This is a genomic window from Herminiimonas sp. GW821-FHT09C12, assembly GCF_059416385.1.
The window spans coordinates 645461-666051 of the sequence record NZ_JBWKPC010000002.1 but is presented as its reverse complement, the minus strand read 5'-3'; the positions used below and the strand labels follow the sequence as shown (position 1 = coordinate 666051).

Genomic DNA, 20591 nt, shown 5'->3' with positions numbered 1-20591 from the left:
AAGTCGCCTGCAAGCTATTCGTGTTCGCGCACACGGTTCAAGGCTTCATCAATGCGTTCCACGCCTATGACGGTCAAGCCTTCAATTTTTTGCTTGGGCATATTCGATTTTGGAATCAGTGCGAGAGAAAATCCCAGCTTGGCCGCTTCGCGCAAACGTTCCTGACCACGCGGCGCAGGACGAATTTCACCAGCCAAGCCAACCTCACCAAACACGACTAAACCACGTGGCAAAGGTCGACTGCGCATTGAAGAATGTATTGCTAGCAAAACTGCCAGATCGGCTGCCGGTTCTGTAATTTTCACACCGCCGACTGCATTGATGAAAACGTCTTGATCGAAAGCAGCGATACCTGCATGACGATGCAGAACCGCCAGCAACATCGCCAGACGATTTTGTTCCAGACCGACGGAAAGACGTCGCGCGTTAGGTAGATGCGAGGTATCGACCAAGGCTTGTATCTCTACCAGCAATGGTCGCGTACCTTCTTGCGTCACCATCACACAGGCACCAGGCACAGGATTGTCATGTTGCGAGAGGAAAAGTGCCGAAGGGTTGGAAACACCTTTCAAGCCTTTTTCCGTCATTGCAAAAACGCCTAGCTCATTGACTGCTCCAAAACGATTCTTGATCGCACGCACCAGGCGGAAGCTGGAGTGTGTATCACCCTCAAAATACAGCACCGTATCAACAATATGCTCCAGCACACGTGGGCCTGCCAATGCGCCCTCTTTCGTCACGTGCCCAACCATGATGATGGTGACACCAGTTTGCTTGGCGATACGTGTTAGCTGCGCAGCACATTCACGCACCTGTGCAACCGAACCCGGCGCTGAACTCAGTGCATCGGAGTACACAGTTTGGATAGAATCTATTACTGCTACATCCGGCTTGTGCTCGGCCAACGTATTCAGAATTTTTTCCAACTGGATCTCAGCCTGCAGCTTCAAATCCTTGGCATCGACTGCCAGACGTTTCGCGCGTAATGCGATCTGCGCGCCCGACTCTTCGCCACTAACGTACAAAACTTTCTTGATGCGCGAAAGATTAGCCAAGGCTTGCAACAGCAAGGTCGATTTACCAATACCAGGATCGCCACCAATCAGCACCACGCCACCGGCGACTAATCCGCCGCCCAGCACGCGATCGAATTCCTCGATGCCGGTACCAAAGCGCGGTACGTCTATCGCTTCAATGTCGGCCAAACTCAACACCGGCGCAGTTTGCGCCAGACCTTGATGCTGCGTGGAAAAACGATTCGAGCCTGATTCGATAACGGTTTCTACCAGCGTGTTCCAGGTACCGCAGGCGGGACATTGTCCGCCCCACTTGTTGGTGACGCCGCCACATTCGCTACAGGTGTAATTGGTTTTGGCTTTTGCCATCTGGATGGATTTCTATTCTTCTAGTTGAGTTCAACGATTTGTACGCGTGGTGCAATCGCGCACATCAATTCATAACCGACCGTACCTGCGGCATTGGCCACTTCATCGATAGGCAAGCCATTCCCCCACAAGGTGACCTTGCTGCCGACACGTGCAGTGGCAATCGGCGTGAGATCGACAGTAATCATATCCATAGAAACACGCCCGATCAGTTGTGTTTTCACGCCATCGACAACAACCGGTGTCCCTGTCGGTGCCTGCCTTGGATAACCATCTGCATAACCGCAAGCCACCACGCCTATCGTCATCGGCCTGTCTGCAACGAAAGCGCTGCCATAGCCAACTGCATCGCCAGCAACGATATGCTGTATGCCGATAATTTCACTGTTCAAAGTCATAGACGGCAACAAACCGAATTCTTCGGCTGTTGTGTCGCCCGGAGTTCCACCATAAAGCATGACGCCTGGACGCACCCAATCCGCAGCACATTCTGGATGCATCAAATCTGCAGCCGAATTGGACAAACATCTTTCGCCTGGCAAACCTTCTGTCGCCTCATAAAAACGTCTCAATTGTTCAGCCAAGCTCAACCCTGCATTGCTCGGATCTTCTGCATTGGCGAAATGTGTGACGAAGGAGATATCGCGCACGGCAGGTATTGCGCGCAAGCGTTCATAAGCTGCGCGATAGTTTTGCGGCGTAAAGCCCAGACGATTCATGCCACTGTTCATCTTGAGATAAACATCGATTTTTGCCGTTAACTTGGTTTTTTCCAGCATCCCCAGCTGTTCGCTGCAATGCACAACCGTATCCAGCTGGTAATCAGAAATGGTTGTCAGATCAGATGGATCAAAAAAACCTTCCAGCAACAAAATTCGTTTGCGCCAACCAAGTTGTCGCAACTTTGCCGCACCATCCAATTCAATCAAACCTAATCCATCTGCATCAGCAAAACCGCGTATGCTACGTTCCAAGCCATGGCCATAAGCATTCGCCTTGACGACGGCCCAGACTTTAGAACGTGGCGCGCAATTTTTCGCGCGTTCCAAATTGGTTCGCAAAGCGTTAATATCAATGGTAGCTACAAGCGGTCTAGGCATACGGGAATGTGAAAAAAGTTAAATCGTGACATTCGGTTAAGTTGAATGTCTTTATTTTACCGGACGTGTTGCGCTACTGATGTGCAATTCATTCGGAGGCCCATAGTTTCATGGTATAAAGTCAGCCAGAGACAATAGTAAAAATAGATTAATGCGAATGAATCGCGGTTTTTATACCATCATGGCGGCGCAGTTTTTTTCTTCGCTCGCCGACAACGCCCTCCTAATAGCGGCCATAGCCTTATTAACGGTAATGAAGTCACCCGAATGGATGACTCCATTACTAAAGCTATTCTTTGTCCTGTCTTATGTATTACTTGCCGCTTTTGTCGGCGCTTTTGCAGACGCATTGCCCAAAGGGCGCGTCATGTTCATCACCAACCTGATCAAGATCTTCGGTTGCGGCATGATGTTCTTCGATGTACATCCCCTATTCGCTTATGCTGTGGTCGGTTTTGGTGCTGCAGCTTACTCGCCAGCCAAATACGGAATTTTGACCGAATTATTGCCAGCTGAAAAACTGGTTGCAGCCAATGGCTGGATTGAAGGCCTCACCGTTTCCTCTATTATTCTGGGCACCGTGATGGGTGGTGCATTGATCAACCCTCAGCTCGCCGCCAAGTTACTTGCCTTTGACTTCCCTATCATCAATTTCGGTATCGATACGCCAGCAGAAGCCGCTCTCTGCATCATTACAGTTTCCTATTTGCTCGCGGCACTCTTCAATCTCCGTATCCCTGATACCGGCGCACGCTATCCTCATCAAGAACGCAATCCGATCAAGTTAATTGGTGATTTTGCCAATTGCTTCACCACTTTGTGGAAAGACAGACTCGGTCAAATTTCGCTCGCGGTCACCACTTTGTTCTGGGGCGCTGGTGCAACATTGCAATTCATCGTATTGAAATGGGCGGAGCAATCCCTGAACATGCCTCTAGACAAGGCAGCCATTCTGCAAGGTATTGTTGCCGTTGGCGTCGCAATTGGGGCAATTGCCGCGGCACGCTTTGTTCCGTTAAAGAAATCGCTATCCGTCATGCCGCTCGGCGTCATCATGGGATTGGTCGTCATTGTCATGACGATGGTACATAACGTTTGGCTGGCGTATCCGCTGCTGGTACTGGTAGGCGCACTATCCGGTTATTTTGTCGTGCCTATGAATGCCTTGCTGCAGCATCGCGGTCACGTGTTGATGAGTGCAGGACATTCCATCGCTGTACAGAATTTCAATGAAAATCTGTCAGTACTAACCATGCTGCTGCTCTATGCACTGATGGTCAAACTGAATCTGAATATCAATATCGTCATCGTACTGTTCGGCATGTCCGTCTCCGGCATCATGTTCTTGATCATGCGCAGACACGCAGCCAATCAACGTGAACACGATTCCTTGTCGCTCATAGGCGAACCAAAACACTAACCCAGCAATTCCTAGGTAAGCGGATGAACCAGTTTTATCCGCTGTCCGGCACGAGTACGCCAATCGTTGGGTACGATAAATCCGCGGCTGGCTTCAATCGCGTTCTCGCCCTCCACTTCCAGTAGAACAACCAATACTGGCATCGTGTCATCGATAAAGTGCTCGGTCAGCAAATCCTGCAGAGCCTGTTTGTCCATTGTTTGGTTCAGCGCTAATTTCGCTGGAGCCAGCCAATGCAAACGCGGCAAAACTGCATAGCGTTCCGCTTGCACGCTTTCCATCTCATTCAACGCACACCAGAATCCACGGCAATGCTCGCTATGAGTTCCGAATGCGATCGCATCAGCCTCATCAGCGCTGTGATAAAACAACCATCCCTTCACCAAAGCTTGCGCTTGACTCACAGGAATTGGGAGATGTACTTGTGCTGCGGGATGTTGCGATAACAAGAGTTGGCGATCCAATATCTTGTGCATTTTTGCACCCAGCGTATCCGCCAGATTGGGACCGACAAAATAATCGGCATCTTCACCAGCACCACTAGATTCAAGAAGATAAAACTTGGTGGCGAATTCCCAATGCAGAAGTTGATTACCTATCCGTAATAGAAAATCAAACTCACCTATCGTGCTGTTCCTCCCTGCTCTTACCTGAACTCCATGCGCCGCGAGTATGCCGCGATACTCGAAGTAGAAAGCCATCAGCTTTTCTGCATAACGTCCCAAACGCGTGAAAGCCTGTACGTCCAAGTAGCGATGCAGAGCGTCAGGCTGACGATCAAGTGCAAGCAACCAATCAGCGACGTCGTCCGGCAAGCTGCCTTGCAACGTGGCGATCTTGCCCTGCCATTGTGGCGCTTGTGGATCGAGTAGATCAGGCGCATCCAGCAACCATGCCAATGCGCGCACATGTGTATCGTTGAGATGGCCCCAACGCTGGTGAAATTGATGTTGGAAAGAATCGGCCAACTTAGCCGTTTTCCCTGGCGGTATAAGTTTGCATGGCTAGACACAAATCTGCCCAGGCTTTGCTCTTGTCCTTGAGACTACGTAACAGATAGGCCGGATGATAAGTCACGACAACAGGTATCTCGTCGTAACGATGCACTGTGCCACGCAACTTGCTGACCGGCGTTGCCGGATCCTGCTTCAGCAAGGATAGTGCTGCCGTCTTGCCAAGTGCAACAATCACGGTTGGATTGATCAAGGCAATTTGTCGTTGCAGATATGGCATGCATGCATCGACTTCTTCGGCTGTAGGTGGACGATCGCGTTTGCTCGCATCGGTCGGTCGGCATTTCACAATATTGGCGATATATGCATTCTCGCCACGCTTCAAGCCCATTGCAATGAACATATTGTCGAGCAGTTTTCCGGCAGGACCGACGAAGGGCTCGCCTTGAAAATCCTCATTCCGGCCAGGGCCTTCTCCGATAAATAACCATTTTGCTTTTTGGTCACCGACGCCGAACACCGTTTGCGTCCGACCTTTGCATAGACCGCATTCCGTGCAATTACTGACGACCTCTTTCAACTGCTCCCAACCCATATTGGCGATATCACTGGCGGGTTTCACCACTGCGCTGACAGCTGTAGTCATAGGTACAGTTACGGGCGCGGCCGGAGTCTCATCGCCCCAGGCCGATAACGTCGGCTCGGCGACACGTTGCTGTGGCACTGGAGCTGCGACTGGCACAGAAATTTCTACCGTCTCCGCACTTTCCGTCAATAGTACAGACTCATGCTCGAGTGTTTGCAATGCAGCCGTACGTTGCGACCAAACTGGCCCCAATCCCATTTCATTCAGAAATGCCGTACGACGATCTTGATTGCTCATAGGGCTAACTTCATGACTAGCGCATCTTCACGCTGATTATTGGGCGCAGGATAATAACCCTTGCGTACGCCGATACGGGTAAACCCATAGCGTTGGTAAATTTTTTCTGCACGCGTATTCGACGGACGAACTTCCAGCAAGATCGCTTCCAGCTTTCTTTCCATCGCAATTGCTTTCGCCTTGTTCAATAGCAAAAGCCCTATGCCTTTTCCATGCAGATCACGATGCACTGTAATGTTCAGCAGATGCGCCTCATCAAACGAAGGCATCAATAAAAAATAGCCATTCAATGCCCCGGAACCATCGCGCAATATCCATGTTTCGTATCCACTATTAATGGAATCCAGAAAATTCCCACGCGTCCATGGGAACGGATAGACGTCATTTTCAATCGCCAGCACATCACTGATATCAGTCGGTTGCATGCGATAAAAATAAAGCTTGAGCGCAGATGACCCAGATTCAAAATGAGGGATAGGAATTTGCACAGAACTCATGCAGCCTCCTTTGCAGCCTTTTCCAGACGTTCACTCGTTGTCAGCGCTACCTTGTTGCGCAGATACAGCGGCTCTGCCACGCTGGCAGATACGCCCAATTCTTGCGCAAATGCAGCTGCACCCAATGTCGTAATCTGCACCGCATGCGGCAGCATATCTTTCAAACCATTCGCAAAAAATGAACGCGCAGCGAAATCTGCAGCATAAGCCTGCAAGCCATTACCGCATGCAATGACATCTCCCTGCGGTAACACATCAACCGCAGCAGACAAAATCGGCGGAATGATGATCTGCCACTCGGCAACAAAACGATACTGCGCCCAATACACTTCTCCCATGCGTGCATCCAATACAGCAAGCACATCGGATGCGCCAGTTTGTTCTCGACAGGCTTGCGCCAGCGCCAGCAATGTAACCGTCGGCAATAACGGCTTGTCTGCACCATACGCCAAACCTTGCGCAATACCGCAAGCGGTACGCACACCGGTAAACGAACCAGGTCCTGCGCCGAAAGCAATCGCATCACAATCGCTCAATGCAATTCCTGCATCCGCCAGCAAAGTCTGCACCATAGGCAAGATGCTTTGCGAATGCGTAGTGACGCCGGCCGCTTCTCTGCTCGTCGTTATGCCATTGCACAACAAGGCAGCCGATGCCAGCTCAGAGGATGTTTCGATAGCGAGAATAGTAGACATAGCGGTATTTTACCGTGTGCATAGCAGTAGGTGCTGAGAACAAATACAACTCTACGCAGGCATTCTTCATTTCATAAAAGGACGGTCGCTCTAGCAGCGGCAGAAACCGGTAAAATACCGCTATGCCAAGCATCACACTAGAACCGGAAAACCAGCAGCAGTTAGCCCAGCGCATGAAAGACGACGTATGGGTCGTGGCATGTCTGTGCGCGGCTTGGTGCGACGTCTGCACAAACTATCGCCCAGGATTTGACGAGCTGGCATCACAACACCCTGACAAGCTCTTCATCTGGATTGATATCGAGGATCGTGCCGACCTCGTGGGCGACTTCGATGTGGAGAACTTCCCTACGCTGTTAATTCAACACGGTGACGATGTCGTTTTTTATGGCACGACCATGCCCGATCATCGCATTGCGCATCGCCTCGTCACTTCTCACGCAGAGAAAAGCACATCTGAGCGCAAGGTGCAAACGCAAAGCAGCGCCGAATATAAAGAGTGGCAGTTGGAACGCAATCTGCGACAAGCACTGACACAATCTTGACCGCTATTCAATTGGCCTAAACCTCGCCAACGCTACAAACATTTAGCCTCAACGAATTTTTAGGCAAAAAAAATCCCCAGCGAACCGGGGATTTTTTATTTCGCTAGATTCAGCTTAGATAGGCTGAATGTTCGAAGCTTGCTTGCCTTTAGGGCCAGCAGTCACTTCAAAAGAAACGCGTTGGTTCTCTTGCAGTGATTTGAAGCCGCTCGACTGAATTGCCGAGAAGTGAGCGAACAAATCTTCGCCGCCTTCGTCAGGTGTAATAAAGCCGAAGCCCTTCGAATCATTGAACCATTTTACGATACCAGTTGCCATTGCAATTCCTAATTTCAGTTAAGTTGGGCAGTTGCCCGTTAGATCGTTTCAACCAAGACAGGAATGACAGACTAATACTGCACTACTAACTCGAATCTCAACGATGCTTGATTATACCGGATAAAAGAGAAAAGAGTTAAATTTTGATAATCTCTTAATATTGCTTTGAGACATCGCCCCACTCACTTCTTGTCCGTCTATTTAAAACCTGTAATTCACTTCTGCTCATGCCATTTGTACAAGCATTATGAATTACACAAACATTGCCGAATTTATTGCTTGTTCGCCTGTTCGCGTGCTTTTTCAGCTTTCTTTGCAGCAACTTCTTTTTGACGCGCTTCTGATTCCCGCACCTTTGCTTCATATCTTTCAACATTTTCGGCGCGCTTCTTGGCATCGGCTTGTTCATTTTCCTGCAACAACTTTTGCCGCTCGGCATAGTCGGCGTTCTTTTTAGCGTAATTCTCGGCACGTACTTTGCGTTGTGCATCTTTCGTCAAATCATTAGCTTCAGTCGACTTGCCAGCTGCAGCGTCAGTCTTGTTCTGCATTGATATTGCCTTACCTTCGCTTTGTGCCGCCTTTTCTGCCAAACGACGATCACTCTCTGCCACCTTGGCATGGCGTGTATATGCGTTTGCTTCGATTTCAATCGGCTTGATCACCTCTAAATCAGCGCGTTTTTGTTCCTTAACCTTGGCCAGGCAGGAATTTGTAAAAAACTCCTTGTAGCATGCACGTTGACCCGCAGCAAAACGCGACTCAATAAACGACCGTGCTTTTGTCACATCGGCTAATGCACTGCTTGCTGCCGCTGATGATTGAATCGAATTGGCAGGATAACGTTCAATCAAGGCACTCACTGAGTACGATTGTGAATCAGCCTCAACTGTCGTAGTTGATTGGGCAAAGACCGATTGACTCGATAACAGAATCGAGCCGGCGATGAATATGTTCAATACCTGTTTCATATACTGTGCATCCACATTAACTAAACCCTAGCTATACAACCTACAAAATTGAATTGCCCTCATGGCGACGCTCGGCTTCCATGTATTCGGATGATTGCATTTCAATCAAGCGTGAAACGGTACGTTGAAATTCAGCAATCTGGGCACCATCAGTATACAACTCCTCCATCGGCACCTCGGCCGATATCAGCAATTTAATCTTGTGGTCATATAACACGTCCACCAACCAGATAAACCGCCGTACGGCCGAAGACATACCAGCAGACATCACCGGAACGTCAGATAGAAAAAGCGTATGAAAACGGCTGGCCAGTTCAAGATAATCATTTTGCGAGCGCGGCCCACCACATAGCGTCGCGAAGTCAAACCATATTACACCGCCGGCACGCCGCAGCGCCTGGATATCACGCCCTTCGATTCTCAGATGCGGATTTTCATCGACAGTTTCAGCGATACGGGCAAACGCAACACGCATTGCCTCACTCGATTTTTCATTCAACGGCCAGTAATAGGCGTCGACCTGTTCCAATGCACGCTTGCGATAATCATTGCCACTATCGACATTAACGATATCGAGTTTTTCTTTCAGTAATTCGATAGTCGGCAACATACGATCTCTATGCAGTCCATCCGGGTACAAGGTATCGGGATGGAAATTCGAGGTGATGATGAAAGACACACCGTTTTCGAACAGTGCCTTGAACAGATTGTAGAGAATCATCGCGTCAGCAATATCGATGACGTGGAATTCATCGAAACAAATCAGACGGTATTTCTTGGCAATCCGCTTCGCCACCTCATCCAGTGGATTGGCGATCATCTTCAGCTCATCCAGCTCGCGATGCACGCTGCGCATGAATTCATGGAAATGCACACGCGTCTTGCGTACTAGCGGCACCACCGAATAGAAACTATCCATCAAGAAGGATTTGCCGCGACCAACACCTCCCCACATATAGATGCCGCGCGGAATTTCCGGAGGTCGCAAAAAACGTAAAAAGGCATTGGCGCGCTGCGCCTTGTACTCTACCCATTCGTCATACGCTTGCTGCAAACGATTGACGGCATTGAGCTGCGATTCATCGGCAATGAATCCACGTTGCGACAAAGCCTGATCATAAAATTCGCGAACATTCATTCGGTGAAAATCCAATTCATTTTTATGGTCCTGCCCAATTTTTATGGACTCTCAAGATAAAAATGGGCGAGTCATTGCTCGCCCAAGTATGTCAACAGCACTACGTGCTTACTGCGGATTCATGTTTACCACAACACGTGCCGGGTAACCACCGCCACCCGACGTAATCGGAAGACTGAGACCCAAACCGAGTCCCACAGCACCACTACCGCCGCCGAGACCAAGACCAACTCTGGAACCCGTTGGCTGACCTCCATAAGGAGGCAATCTTAGTTCCGACGTTCTGTAACCATATTTATTACAGATAATACGCAGTTCGCCATTACTTTTCCCAACTTGCACAGAAGCCGGTGTGACCACATTCCAGCTGGAAGCATTGGTCATCACAACGCAATTAGCACCACCAAACTCCTGCCCGTTACTTGCAGTCGTAATTAACACGCGACCATCTCCAGAACCTGTTGATGCACAGGCACTCAAGAGTAAAGGTAATAGCAAAGCTGCGTATCGCATCTACGCTCCTAGAAATTCAACGCCCGACCATCCACTGCCAGCGCTGCTTCTTTTACTGCTTCCGACAAAGAAGGATGAGCATGACAGATTCGTGCAATATCTTCAGATGATGCACGGAACTCCATTGCGACCACAGCTTCTGAAATCAGTTCCGATGCCATAGGGCCGATGATGTGCACGCCGAGGATTTCATCCGTTTTTGCATCAGCAAGAAACTTCACGAAACCAGTGGTATCACCCAATGCGCGCGCACGACCATTTGCCAGGAACGGGAAAGAACCAGCTTTGTAAGCGATGTTTTCCGCCTTGAGTTGTTGCTCTGTTTTGCCAACCCATGCGATTTCCGGTGAGGTGTAAATCACCCAAGGAATGGTGTTGAAATTAACATGACCATGCTGACCGGCGATACGTTCTGCGACCGCAACGCCCTCTTCTTCAGCCTTGTGCGCAAGCATAGGACCACGTACCACATCGCCTACTGCCCATACGTTTGGCAAACTTGTTTTGCAATCGCCATCAACTGCGATGAAGCCACGTTCATCGAGCTTCAAACCAACGGCTTCTGCATTCAGACCGATAGTATTCGGAATCCGGCCTATCGATATGATCAGCTTGTCGAAGACTGCTTTTTGCGCAGCGCCTTTGTCATCAACATAGTTGACGGTCACATCGTTCTTGCCAGCAGTAATCGCACCGATCTTGACGCTCAGATTGATGGCAAGACCTTGCTTGGTGAATTGCTTCAACGCCTCTTTCGCAACTTGTCCATCGACTGCACCGAGGAAAGCTGGCAATGCTTCGAGCACCGTCACTTCAGAACCAAGACGACGCCATACGCTACCCATTTCCAGACCAATCACGCCTGCACCGATCACGCCAAGACGCTTAGGCACATCCGTCATTGCAAGCGCACCAGTATTCGACAAGATCAGCTTTTCATCAAATGCAGCGCCTGGCAATTCGCGCGGATTTGAACCTGTCGCGACGATGACGTGTTTAGCAAAAATGCTTTCTTCAGTCGCACCGGCTATCTTGATTTCATGACCGCCATCGATCGCTTTTACAAACGATCCACGACCATGGAAAAAAGTCACTTTGTTCTTTTTGAGCAAATACAGAATACCGTCGTTATTCTGTTTAACGACCGTGTCCTTGCGCGACACCATCTTCTTCAGATTCAGCGACAGGCCTTTTACTTCGATCCCGTGATCGGCAAATGCATGCGCTGCATGGTCGTAGTTTTCCGACGATTGCAACAATGCTTTCGATGGAATGCAACCAACGTTGGTGCACGTTCCACCAGGTGCAGGACCACCTTTTTCATTTTTCCATTCGTCAATACAGGCAGCGGTAAATCCCAACTGCGCCGCGCGTATCGCTGCAACATAGCCGCCAGGGCCGCCGCCTATCACCACCACATCAAAATTCTTCGACATATCTTTATCCCGCTAAATTATCCACTTAGAAAAAAAGACACGCAGGCAGCAAAATGGTTGCGCCTTTGTGTCTTTTATTTACCCGGTTTTAGAGATCCAGCAACAAGCGCGCAGGATCTTCCAATGCCTCTTTCATCGCAACGAGACCCAATACAGCCTCACGTCCGTCGATGATGCGGTGATCGTAGGACATCGCCAGATAATTCATTGGACGAATCACGATTTGGCCGTTCTCAACAACAGCACGCTCCTTGGTCGCATGGATACCCAGAATCGCGGATTGTGGTGGATTGATAATCGGTGTCGATAACATCGAACCAAAGATGCCGCCATTCGAGATGGAGAAAGTACCACCGGTCAAATCATCCAGCGTCAGCTTGCCTTCTTTGGCCTTGTTACCAAATTCGCCAATTTTCTTTTCGATTTCAGCGATCGACATTTGATCAACATCGCGCAGGATAGGCACAACCAGACCGCGTGGCGAACCGACTGCGATACCGATATCGAAATAGCCGTGGTAGACGATATCGTTGCCATCAACAGATGCATTGATGATTGGATATTTTTTCAACGCAGCAACGGCCGCTTTAACGAAGAAGGACATGAAGCCAAGTTTGACGCCATGTTCTTTTTCGAACTTGTCTTTGTACTTGGTACGCAGATCGATTACCGGCTGCATATTGACTTCGTTGAAGGTCGTCAAGATGGCATTGCTTGCCTGCGATTGCAACAGACGTTCTGCAATACGTGCGCGCAAACGGCTCATAGGCACGCGCTCTTCCGGACGATTCGCGAGCGAAGCAAGGGATGGCGCTGGCGTAGCAACTTGTTGCAACGCAGGTTTGGCGGCAGCCACTGGTGCAGGCGCTGGTTTCTTCTCCAGTTGATTGATGACATCACCTTTGGTGACGCGACCATCTTTACCGGTGCCGGCAACATCACCTGCGGCCAGATTGTTTTCTGACAGCATTTTTGCAGCTGCCGGCATTGCGATACCGCTAGCTGCATTCGATGATGCTGGAGCACTTGCCGGTGCGGATGCTACCGATGCAGTTGGCGCCGCAGCGGCTGCAGCAGCAGGCGCAGGAATAACCACCGCGGACAGATCCGTATCGATCAGCGCGATAACCTCGCCGGCAACGACTGTACTGTTATCGTCGCGCACGATTTGTGTAATCACACCGGCGGCAGGCGCAGGTAGTTCCAACACGACTTTATCGGTCTCGATATCGATCAGGTTTTCGTCGCGAGCGACGGTCTCACCTACTTTTTTATGCCATTGCAGCAGTGTTGCTTCTGCAACAGATTCCGACAGTTGCGGAACTTTTACTTCAAGAATTGCCATTTTTAACTCTCCGTTTCGGGTTGTTCATACGACATCCCAGCTTCTGGAATGCCGCAGGGTCTTTATTTGGTTTGTACAAAACCTTTTAATTTGGCAAATGCAGCATCAATCAGTGCTTTTTGCTGTGCGTAATGCTTGTCGTAGTAACCCACGGCAGGCGATGCGCTGGCTGGACGGCCGGCATAGGCAAGTTTCTGTCCGTCTGCCATATTTTCCAGAATATTGTGTTGGATCTGGAACCAGGCACCTTGGTTCTGCGGTTCATCCTGAGTCCACACCAATTCATTGAAATTCGGGAATTTTTTGAGTTCAGCCGCAAACGCTTTATGTGGGAACGGATAAAGCTGTTCGACACGAATAATGGCAACATCGTTCTGTCCGCGTTCCTTGCGAGCAGCGACCAAATCGTAATAAACGCGACCTGAACATGCGATGACGCGCTTCACTTTCTTCGCATCGATCTTCTCATCTACTTCACCGATCACGGTCTGGAACGAACCTTTGGCAAGTTCGCTCAACGGCGATCCGGCATCCTTGTTACGCAACAGCGATTTCGGCGTCAAAATCACCAATGGCTTGCGGAACAGACGAATCATCTGACGGCGCAACAAATGGAAGATTTGTGCCGAAGTAGTCGGCTGTACCACTTGCATATTGTTGTCTGCGCACAGTTGCAGGAAGCGTTCTGGACGTGCGGATGAATGCTCCGGTCCCTGACCTTCGTAACCATGCGGCAGCATCATGACCAGACCTGATGCACGACCCCATTTCACTTCGCCGGAGCTGATGAACTGATCGATGACAACTTGTGCGCCGTTGACGAAATCGCCAAATTGCGCTTCCCAGATAACCAGCGTATTTGGCTCAGCTGTGGAGTAACCGTATTCATAAGCCAACACAGCTTCTTCCGACAAAACGGAATCGATGACACGGAACCAGGCTTGTTGATCCGAGACGTTTTGCAGAGGTACATAGGTACCTGCATCCCAACGTTCACGATTTTGATCATGCAGAACTGCGTGACGATGGACGAATGTACCGCGACCAGAATCCTGACCTGTCAAACGCACGGCATAACCGGAGCTGACCAATGATGCGTAGGCCAGATGCTCACCCATGCCCCAATCCAGATTGATTTCGCCACGGCCCATGCTTGCGCGGTCAGCCAGTACTTTTTCAACCAGTGGATGAACTTTGAAGTTTTCCGGCAAGGTTGTAATACGTTCAGCCAGACGCTTCAACTCCGTCATCGGGACTGCAGTGTCAGCGGCATCGGTCCATTTGCGATTCAGGAACGGCATCCAGTCGACTGCGTATTTGCTCTTGAAGTTGGAAATAACAGGATCGATCGTATGCTTGCCTGCATCCATTGCATCGCGGTATTCCGCGACCATGGCATCGCCTTCATCCGCAGCGATCGTTCCCTGTGTCACCAATTTGTCGGCGTACAGTTTGCGTGTGCCGGGATGTGCAGCAATTTTCTTGTACATCAGTGGCTGTGTCAGCGCTGGTGTATCTTGCTCGTTGTGACCCAATTTGCGGTAGCAAACGATGTCGACCACGATATCCTTACGGAATTCAAGACGGTAATCCAGTGCGATCTGCGCTGCGAAAACAACCGCTTCAGGATCATCACCATTAACGTGAATCACGGGCGCTTCGATCATCTTCGAAACGTCGGTGCAATACAACGTCGAGCGCGAGTCGCGTGGATCTGACGTGGTAAAGCCAATTTGGTTATTGATGATGATGTGTACGGTGCCACCTGTACCGTAGCCGCGAGTCTGCGCCAGATTCAGCGTTTCCATGATCACGCCTTGGCCAGCAAACGCTGCATCGCCGTGGATCAGGATAGGCAGTACTTGCTGCGACGGATCGTTCTGACCGCGACGCTCAATACGTGCGCGCACTGAACCTTCCACCACTGGGTTAACGATTTCCAGATGTGAAGGATTAAACGCCAGCGACAGATGGATAGGACCGCCTGGCGTGCTGATATCGGATGAAAAACCTTGATGGTACTTAACGTCGCCGGATGGCAGATCGTCGCCATGACGACCTTCGAATTCAGCGAACAATTCCTGCGGCATTTTACCGAGGGTGTTAACCAGTACGTTCAGGCGTCCGCGATGGGCCATACCGATCACGATTTCTTGCACGCCTTTTTCACCACCACGTTGTATCGTTTCATCAAGCGCAGCGATGAAACTCTCGCTTCCTTCTAGCGAAAAACGCTTTTGTCCAACGTATCTGGTATGCAGATAACGTTCCAGACCTTCCGCTGCCGTCAGGCGTTCAAGAATGTGCTTTTTCTTTTCGCTGGAAAAAGTTGGGGTGGAGCGTACCGATTCAAAACGTTCCTGCAGCCAAAGCTTTTGCGCAGGATCGCTGATGTACATGAATTCCGGTCCGATCGAACGGCAGTATGTATCACGCAATGCATTCAGCAAATCGCGCAGCGATGAAGTTTCTGTACCGAAATGGGTATTGCTGATGTTGAACACGATATCCATGTCCGCATCGGTAAAGCCGTAAAAGCTAGGTTCCAATTGCGGGATCGATGGACGTTCCTGGCGTTGCAATGGGTCAAGATTGGCCCAGTTATTACCCAGCACGCGGTAAGCAGCAATCAGTTGCGTAACAGCGACGCGTTTGCGTCCCATTTCAACATCTTCGGATGCGGTAACTGTGCGTATCGGGCCATTCTTGGCGCGTTCGGCAAAAGATGCGATGACAGACGCATGCGCGACGTCAGGCTTGGTTGAACCATCAACGGCAGGCACATGCTGCATGGCGTCGAAATACGCGCGCCAGTTGTCTGGTACGGAACCGGGATTGTCGAGATATGCTTCGTACAGTTCTTCAACGTACGGTGCATTCCCTCCAAACAAATAAGAATTGGATTGGCTTTGTTGCATCATCTTGCTCACCTTTCTTCGCGTTTCGCGAGATTAGCGGGTTAATTTAACCTTCCGCGGCACGGCCTGACCGGTTAGCGGATTGCACATCAAGTTGTGGGGAAGGACGTTTTAATCTATAGCTGCTGAAATCTAATAATCTGAAACGAGAATAACATAAAACAAATCGGCAAAAAGCGAATCTCATGACTCACTTTCTGCCTTATTTACTAATTTATGGACGCTTCGCTATATCCGAGACATCACGTTGTTTTTCACCAATGAACAATTGACGTGGACGGCCAATTTTTTGTTCAGGATCTGAAATCATTTCATTCCATTGAGCAACCCAACCCACGGTACGCGCCATCGCGAAAATACCTGTGAACAGGGAAACAGGAATACCTAATGCCGACTGCACGATACCTGAGTAGAAATCGACGTTCGGGTACAGCTTACGCGACACAAAGTATTCGTCTTCCAAGGCCACTTTTTCCAGTGCCATTGCCAGTTTGAACAATGGGTCGTCATGCAGACCCAACTCTTCCAACACTTCGTGGCAGGTTTCACGCATCAGTTTGGCACGTGGATCGAAGTTTTTGTAAACGCGGTGACCGAAGCCCATTAGCTTGACGCCGGAGTTCTTGTCTTTCACTTTAGCCAAGAATTCCGGAATATTGTCGACTGAACCGATTTCTTTCAACATGTTCAATGCGGCTTCGTTTGCACCACCGTGCGCAGGGCCCCACAGACAAGCGATACCAGCAGCGATACAGGCGAATGGATTCGCACCGCTGGAGCCGGAAAGACGCACTGTCGAAGTTGATGCATTTTGCTCGTGATCTGCATGCAAGATCAGAATGCGATCCAAGGCACGTACCAGCACGTCACTGATTTTGTATTCTTCACTTGGTGTCGAGAACATCATATGCATGAAGTTCGCGCTGTACGACAAGTCATTGCGTGGATACACGAATGGCTGGCCAACAGAATATTTGTAAGACATCGCAACCAGCGTTGGCATCTTCGCGATCAAACGAATCGCGGATACTTCACGATGATGCGGGTCATTGATGTCCAGCGAATCATGATAGAACGAAGACAACGCGCCAACCGTACCAACCAGTACCGACATCGGATGCGCATCACGGCGGAAGCCACGGAAGAAGAATTGCATTTGTTCATGCAACATCGTGTGCTTGGTCACGGTGTTGACGAAGGTTTTCTTCTGCTCTACGTTCGGCAACTCGCCTTTAAGCAACAAGTAGCAAGTTTCAAGGAAGTCACACTTCACTGCCAATTGTTCAATCGGATAACCGCGATACAGCAATTCGCCTTTGTCGCCATCAATGTAAGTGATCGTTGAATCACACGATGCAGTCGACATAAAGCCTGGGTCATACGTGAATTTTCCGCTGGCACCGTAGAGTTTGCGAATATCGATTACGTCAGGGCCTATTGTTCCCTTGTAAATCGGCAACTCCACTGATGGCGAACCGTCAGAAAACGACAGTGTGGCTTTGATGTCAGATTGGGAGTGGGGCATGGCTCTTCCTTCTAATAACGAGGGGGTGAGTCGATTTATGAATAAATCGCAAAATAAAATCGGTATTGCAGTGCGCTTTAAATTGCACGCAATCTGCTTAACAGCGCACGAACTTGAGGTGTATCTACTTCACCATCCGGTTCATTGCGTGCCAATAGCAAATTCAGTAAATCGTTGTCTGGCAACTCCATCAATATCGAAAAGGCTTCGACCTCTTCATCCGTCAGCGTTTCCTCATGCTTATCCAGGAAACGCGTCAGAAGTAAATCATTTTCCAGCAAACCGCGACGACCACGCCATCTCAGGCGCGCACGTTTTACAGGATCAGCTTGATGGGTTATGGACATGGACTCTTATTCAACCTGTTTAACGCTTTTCCACGTCATTGCTTCTTGCGGAAGAAACGCATCACGACAAAATCGTCATGCGTTTCGTCAATATCCGCGCACTATACAGCGCGACGGACCATCAATTCCTTGATTTTTCCGATTGCGCGTGTCGGGTTCAAACCTTTAGGACAAACGTCCACACAATTCATAATTGTATGACATCTGAACAATCTGTATGGATCTTCCAAATTATCCAGTCGATCGCTGGTCGCATGATCCCTACTGTCGGCGATAAAACGATAGGCCTGCAACAAGCCGGCCGGGCCGACAAATTTATCAGGGTTCCACCAGAACGACGGGCAGGAAGTCGAGCAACAAGCACACAGGATACACTCATACAAGCCATCGAGTTCTTCGCGCTCTGCAGGTGTCTGCAAACGCTCTTTCTCAGGCGGGATTGTATCGTTAATCAGGTAAGGCTTGATCGAGTCGTACTGTTTGAAGAATTGCGTCATGTCCACGATCAGATCGCGAATCACTGGCAAACCTGGCAATGGGCGCAAAACGATAGGCTCGCTCAACTCATTCAAGTTGGTCGTGCATGCCAAACCGTTCTTGCCGTTAATGTTCATTGCATCCGAGCCGCACACACCTTCGCGACAGGAGCGACGCAGCGCCAGCGAATCATCGACATCGGCCTTGATACGCTGCAAAGCGTCCAGCAGCATCTTGTCATGATCTTGCAACTCAACCGTCACGTCCTGCATGTACGGTTTTGCATCCTTGTCAGGATCATAGCGGTAAATCTGAAGTCTGAGAGTCCGTGCCATGTTCTGACCTTTTAGAAAGTACGTGGTTTAGGCTTGAAGGTGTCAACTGTCAGCGGCTTGGTCACCACTGGCTTGTAATCAAGTCGGTTGCCTTCGGAATAAAACAGCGAGTGTTTCATCCAGTTTTCATCATCGCGTTTTTCAAAATCACGATGCGCATGTGCACCACGCGATTCTTTGCGCGCTGCCGCTGAGGTAATGGTTGCCTTGGCGGTCTCGATCAAGTTATCAAGTTCCAATGCTTCGATACGTGCGGTATTGAAAACACGGGATTTGTCCTTGAACGACACATGCTTGCGACGCTCATCCAATTCCATGATTTTCTTGTAGCCGGTTTGCAGCAATTCATCAGTACGGAACACGCCGCAATAACGTTGCATGGTCGAGCGAATGTCGTTAGCGACATCCTGCACACGCTCGCCGCCCGTGCTGTTTTCCAAGTGCGACAAACGCGACAAAGCGAGATCAGCGGCATCGGCTGGCAATGGCTTATGTTCGCGGCCTTTCAGATTGCTCTGAACGATATGATTACCCGCTGCACGACCAAACACCAACAGATCCAGCAATGAGTTGGTACCTAAACGATTCGCGCCATGCACTGATACGCAGGCACACTCACCGATCGCGTACAAGCCATTCACAACATGATTCGGGTTGCCATTCTTCGGTTCAACAACTTGACCGTGAATATTGGTTGGAATGCCACCCATTTGGTAATGGATAGTCGGTACGACTGGAATCGGTTCGCGCGTCGCATCGACGTTGGCGAATTTGTGTGCGATTTCCAGAATCGATGGCAGGCGTTTTTGTATGGTTTCTGCGCCAATGTGACGCAAATCCAGCATCACGTGATCTTTAAGAGGACCGCAACCGCGACCTTCTTTGATCTCTTGATCCATAGAGCGCGAAACGAAATCGCGTGGCGCCAGATCTTTCAGCGTAGGCGCGTAACGCTCCATGAAACGCTCACCCTGGCTATTCACCAGAATACCGCCCTCACCGCGCACGCCTTCGGTAATCAGTACACCCGCACCAGCGACGCCGGTTGGGTGGAACTGCCAGAATTCCATATCTTCCAGTGGCAAGCCTGCACGTGCCGCCATGCCCATACCGTCACCGGTATTGATAAATGCATTGGTCGATGCTGCCCAGATGCGCCCTGCACCACCGGTTGCAAACAAAGTGGTTTTGGCCTCCAGCATCATCACTTCACCGGTTTCCATTTCCAGCGCCACGACACCGATCACGTCGCCTTCGGCGTCGCGCATCAGATCGATCGCCATCCATTCCACGAAGAAGTGGGTACGAGCGCGAACGTTGCGTTGGTAGAGTGTATGCAGCAAAGCATGACCGGTACGATCCGCCGCAGCGCAAGCGCGTTGTACTGGCTTTTCACCGAAGTTCGCAGTGTGACCGCCGAATGGACGCTGATAAATCGTACCGTCCGAATTACGGTCAAAAGGCATACCGAAATGTTCCAGCTCGTAGACCACTTTCGGCGCTTCGCGGCACATGAACTCGATCGCATCCTGATCACCGAGGTAATCCGAACCCTTGACCGTATCGAACATGTGCCAATACCAATTGTCTTCCGCCATATTGCCGAGCGAAGCACCGATCCCGCCTTGAGCGGCAACAGTATGCGAACGCGTTGGGAATACTTTCGACAAGACCGCAACGTTCAAGCCTGCTTCTGCAAGCTGTAGCGATGCGCGCATGCCGGAACCGCCGGCACCGACGATGATGGCGTCAAAATGGCGTGAGGGAATGCTGCTTTTAATTGCTGTCAC

General features: G+C 50.0%; 19 protein-coding genes. 2 read left to right on the top strand and 17 right to left on the bottom strand.

Annotation, left to right across the window (positions count from 1 at the left end; genetic code table 11):
- Nucleotides 1-14: 14 nt before the first annotated feature.
- Together radA and alr are read right to left on the bottom strand one after the other, a co-directional pair.
- Nucleotides 15-1385: a DNA repair protein RadA gene (gene radA, locus AC07N2_RS13090; protein WP_076591505.1), complete on the bottom strand. Its 1371-nt coding sequence runs from the start codon at nt 1383-1385 to the stop codon at nt 15-17.
- Between the two features lie 20 nt (nt 1386-1405).
- A complete protein-coding gene (gene alr, locus AC07N2_RS13085) occupies nt 1406-2485 on the bottom strand; it encodes an alanine racemase (protein WP_494778633.1) in 1080 nt (359 codons plus the stop codon).
- A gap of 157 nt (nt 2486-2642) precedes the next feature.
- Here alr and lplT point away from each other — a divergent pair, with 157 nt between their 5' ends.
- Entirely contained in the window at nt 2643-3905 is a 1263-nt protein-coding gene (gene lplT / locus AC07N2_RS13080; RefSeq protein WP_494779251.1) for a lysophospholipid transporter LplT, read from the top strand.
- Nucleotides 3906-3916: 11 nt separating this feature from the next.
- Here lplT and AC07N2_RS13075 read toward each other — a convergent pair whose 3' ends face one another.
- From AC07N2_RS13075 to tsaB, 4 genes are read right to left on the bottom strand one after another with little or no spacing between them, the layout of a single operon-like run.
- A complete protein-coding gene (locus tag AC07N2_RS13075; RefSeq protein WP_494778632.1) occupies nt 3917-4873 on the bottom strand; it encodes a DUF1853 family protein in 957 nt (318 codons plus the stop codon).
- A 1-nt stretch (nt 4874) separates the two neighbouring features.
- Complete coding sequence (locus AC07N2_RS13070) at nt 4875-5741, bottom strand: uracil-DNA glycosylase (protein ID WP_494778631.1); 867 nt, start codon at nt 5739-5741, stop codon at nt 4875-4877.
- Entirely contained in the window at nt 5738-6238 is a 501-nt protein-coding gene (rimI, locus tag AC07N2_RS13065) for a ribosomal protein S18-alanine N-acetyltransferase (RefSeq protein ID WP_494778630.1), read from the bottom strand. Before rimI ends, AC07N2_RS13070 begins: the two co-directional genes overlap by 4 nt.
- Nucleotides 6235-6933: a tRNA (adenosine(37)-N6)-threonylcarbamoyltransferase complex dimerization subunit type 1 TsaB gene (gene tsaB / locus AC07N2_RS13060; RefSeq protein ID WP_494778629.1), complete on the bottom strand. Its 699-nt coding sequence runs from the start codon at nt 6931-6933 to the stop codon at nt 6235-6237. The genes rimI and tsaB overlap by 4 nt, the downstream gene beginning before the upstream one ends.
- A 122-nt stretch (nt 6934-7055) precedes the next feature.
- Between tsaB and AC07N2_RS13055 the strand changes: the two genes are divergently transcribed.
- A complete protein-coding gene (locus AC07N2_RS13055; RefSeq protein WP_494778628.1) occupies nt 7056-7478 on the top strand; it encodes a thioredoxin family protein in 423 nt (140 codons plus the stop codon).
- Between the two features lie 114 nt (nt 7479-7592).
- Here the strand turns inward: AC07N2_RS13055 and AC07N2_RS13050 are convergent, their stop codons facing one another.
- From AC07N2_RS13050 to sdhA, 11 genes are all read right to left on the bottom strand, one after another.
- Nucleotides 7593-7796 carry a cold-shock protein gene (locus tag AC07N2_RS13050; protein ID WP_009665193.1) on the bottom strand — a complete coding sequence of 68 codons (204 nt, stop codon included), beginning with the start codon at nt 7794-7796 and terminating at the stop codon, nt 7593-7595.
- A 272-nt stretch (nt 7797-8068) separates the two neighbouring features.
- Nucleotides 8069-8767 (bottom strand): hypothetical protein, encoded by a 699-nt coding sequence (locus AC07N2_RS13045; protein ID WP_494778627.1) that lies wholly within the window; start codon nt 8765-8767, stop codon nt 8069-8071.
- Between the two features lie 40 nt (nt 8768-8807).
- Nucleotides 8808-9905 carry a cell division protein ZapE gene (zapE, locus tag AC07N2_RS13040; protein WP_076591514.1) on the bottom strand — a complete coding sequence of 366 codons (1098 nt, stop codon included), beginning with the start codon at nt 9903-9905 and terminating at the stop codon, nt 8808-8810.
- 108 nt (nt 9906-10013) lie between these two features.
- Entirely contained in the window at nt 10014-10346 is a 333-nt protein-coding gene (locus tag AC07N2_RS13035) for a hypothetical protein (protein ID WP_494778626.1), read from the bottom strand.
- An 80-nt stretch (nt 10347-10426) separates the two neighbouring features.
- Nucleotides 10427-11854, bottom strand: a complete 1428-nt coding sequence (gene lpdA, locus AC07N2_RS13030; protein WP_494778625.1) for a dihydrolipoyl dehydrogenase — start codon at nt 11852-11854, stop codon at nt 10427-10429.
- 88 nt (nt 11855-11942) lie between these two features.
- Nucleotides 11943-13199: a 2-oxoglutarate dehydrogenase complex dihydrolipoyllysine-residue succinyltransferase gene (gene odhB, locus AC07N2_RS13025; protein WP_494778624.1), complete on the bottom strand. Its 1257-nt coding sequence runs from the start codon at nt 13197-13199 to the stop codon at nt 11943-11945.
- A gap of 62 nt (nt 13200-13261) precedes the next feature.
- On the bottom strand, nt 13262-16120 hold the full coding sequence (locus tag AC07N2_RS13020) for a 2-oxoglutarate dehydrogenase E1 component (RefSeq protein ID WP_494778623.1): 2859 nt from the start codon (nt 16118-16120) through the stop codon (nt 13262-13264).
- Nucleotides 16121-16331: 211 nt separating this feature from the next.
- Nucleotides 16332-17642 carry a citrate synthase gene (gene gltA, locus AC07N2_RS13015; RefSeq protein ID WP_076591519.1) on the bottom strand — a complete coding sequence of 437 codons (1311 nt, stop codon included), beginning with the start codon at nt 17640-17642 and terminating at the stop codon, nt 16332-16334.
- A gap of 77 nt (nt 17643-17719) precedes the next feature.
- Nucleotides 17720-17989 (bottom strand): succinate dehydrogenase assembly factor 2, encoded by a 270-nt coding sequence (locus tag AC07N2_RS13010; RefSeq protein ID WP_076591520.1) that lies wholly within the window; start codon nt 17987-17989, stop codon nt 17720-17722.
- 101 nt (nt 17990-18090) lie between these two features.
- Entirely contained in the window at nt 18091-18801 is a 711-nt protein-coding gene (locus AC07N2_RS13005) for a succinate dehydrogenase iron-sulfur subunit (protein WP_076591521.1), read from the bottom strand.
- Between the two features lie 11 nt (nt 18802-18812).
- A complete protein-coding gene (gene sdhA / locus AC07N2_RS13000; RefSeq protein WP_494778622.1) occupies nt 18813-20591 on the bottom strand; it encodes a succinate dehydrogenase flavoprotein subunit in 1779 nt (592 codons plus the stop codon).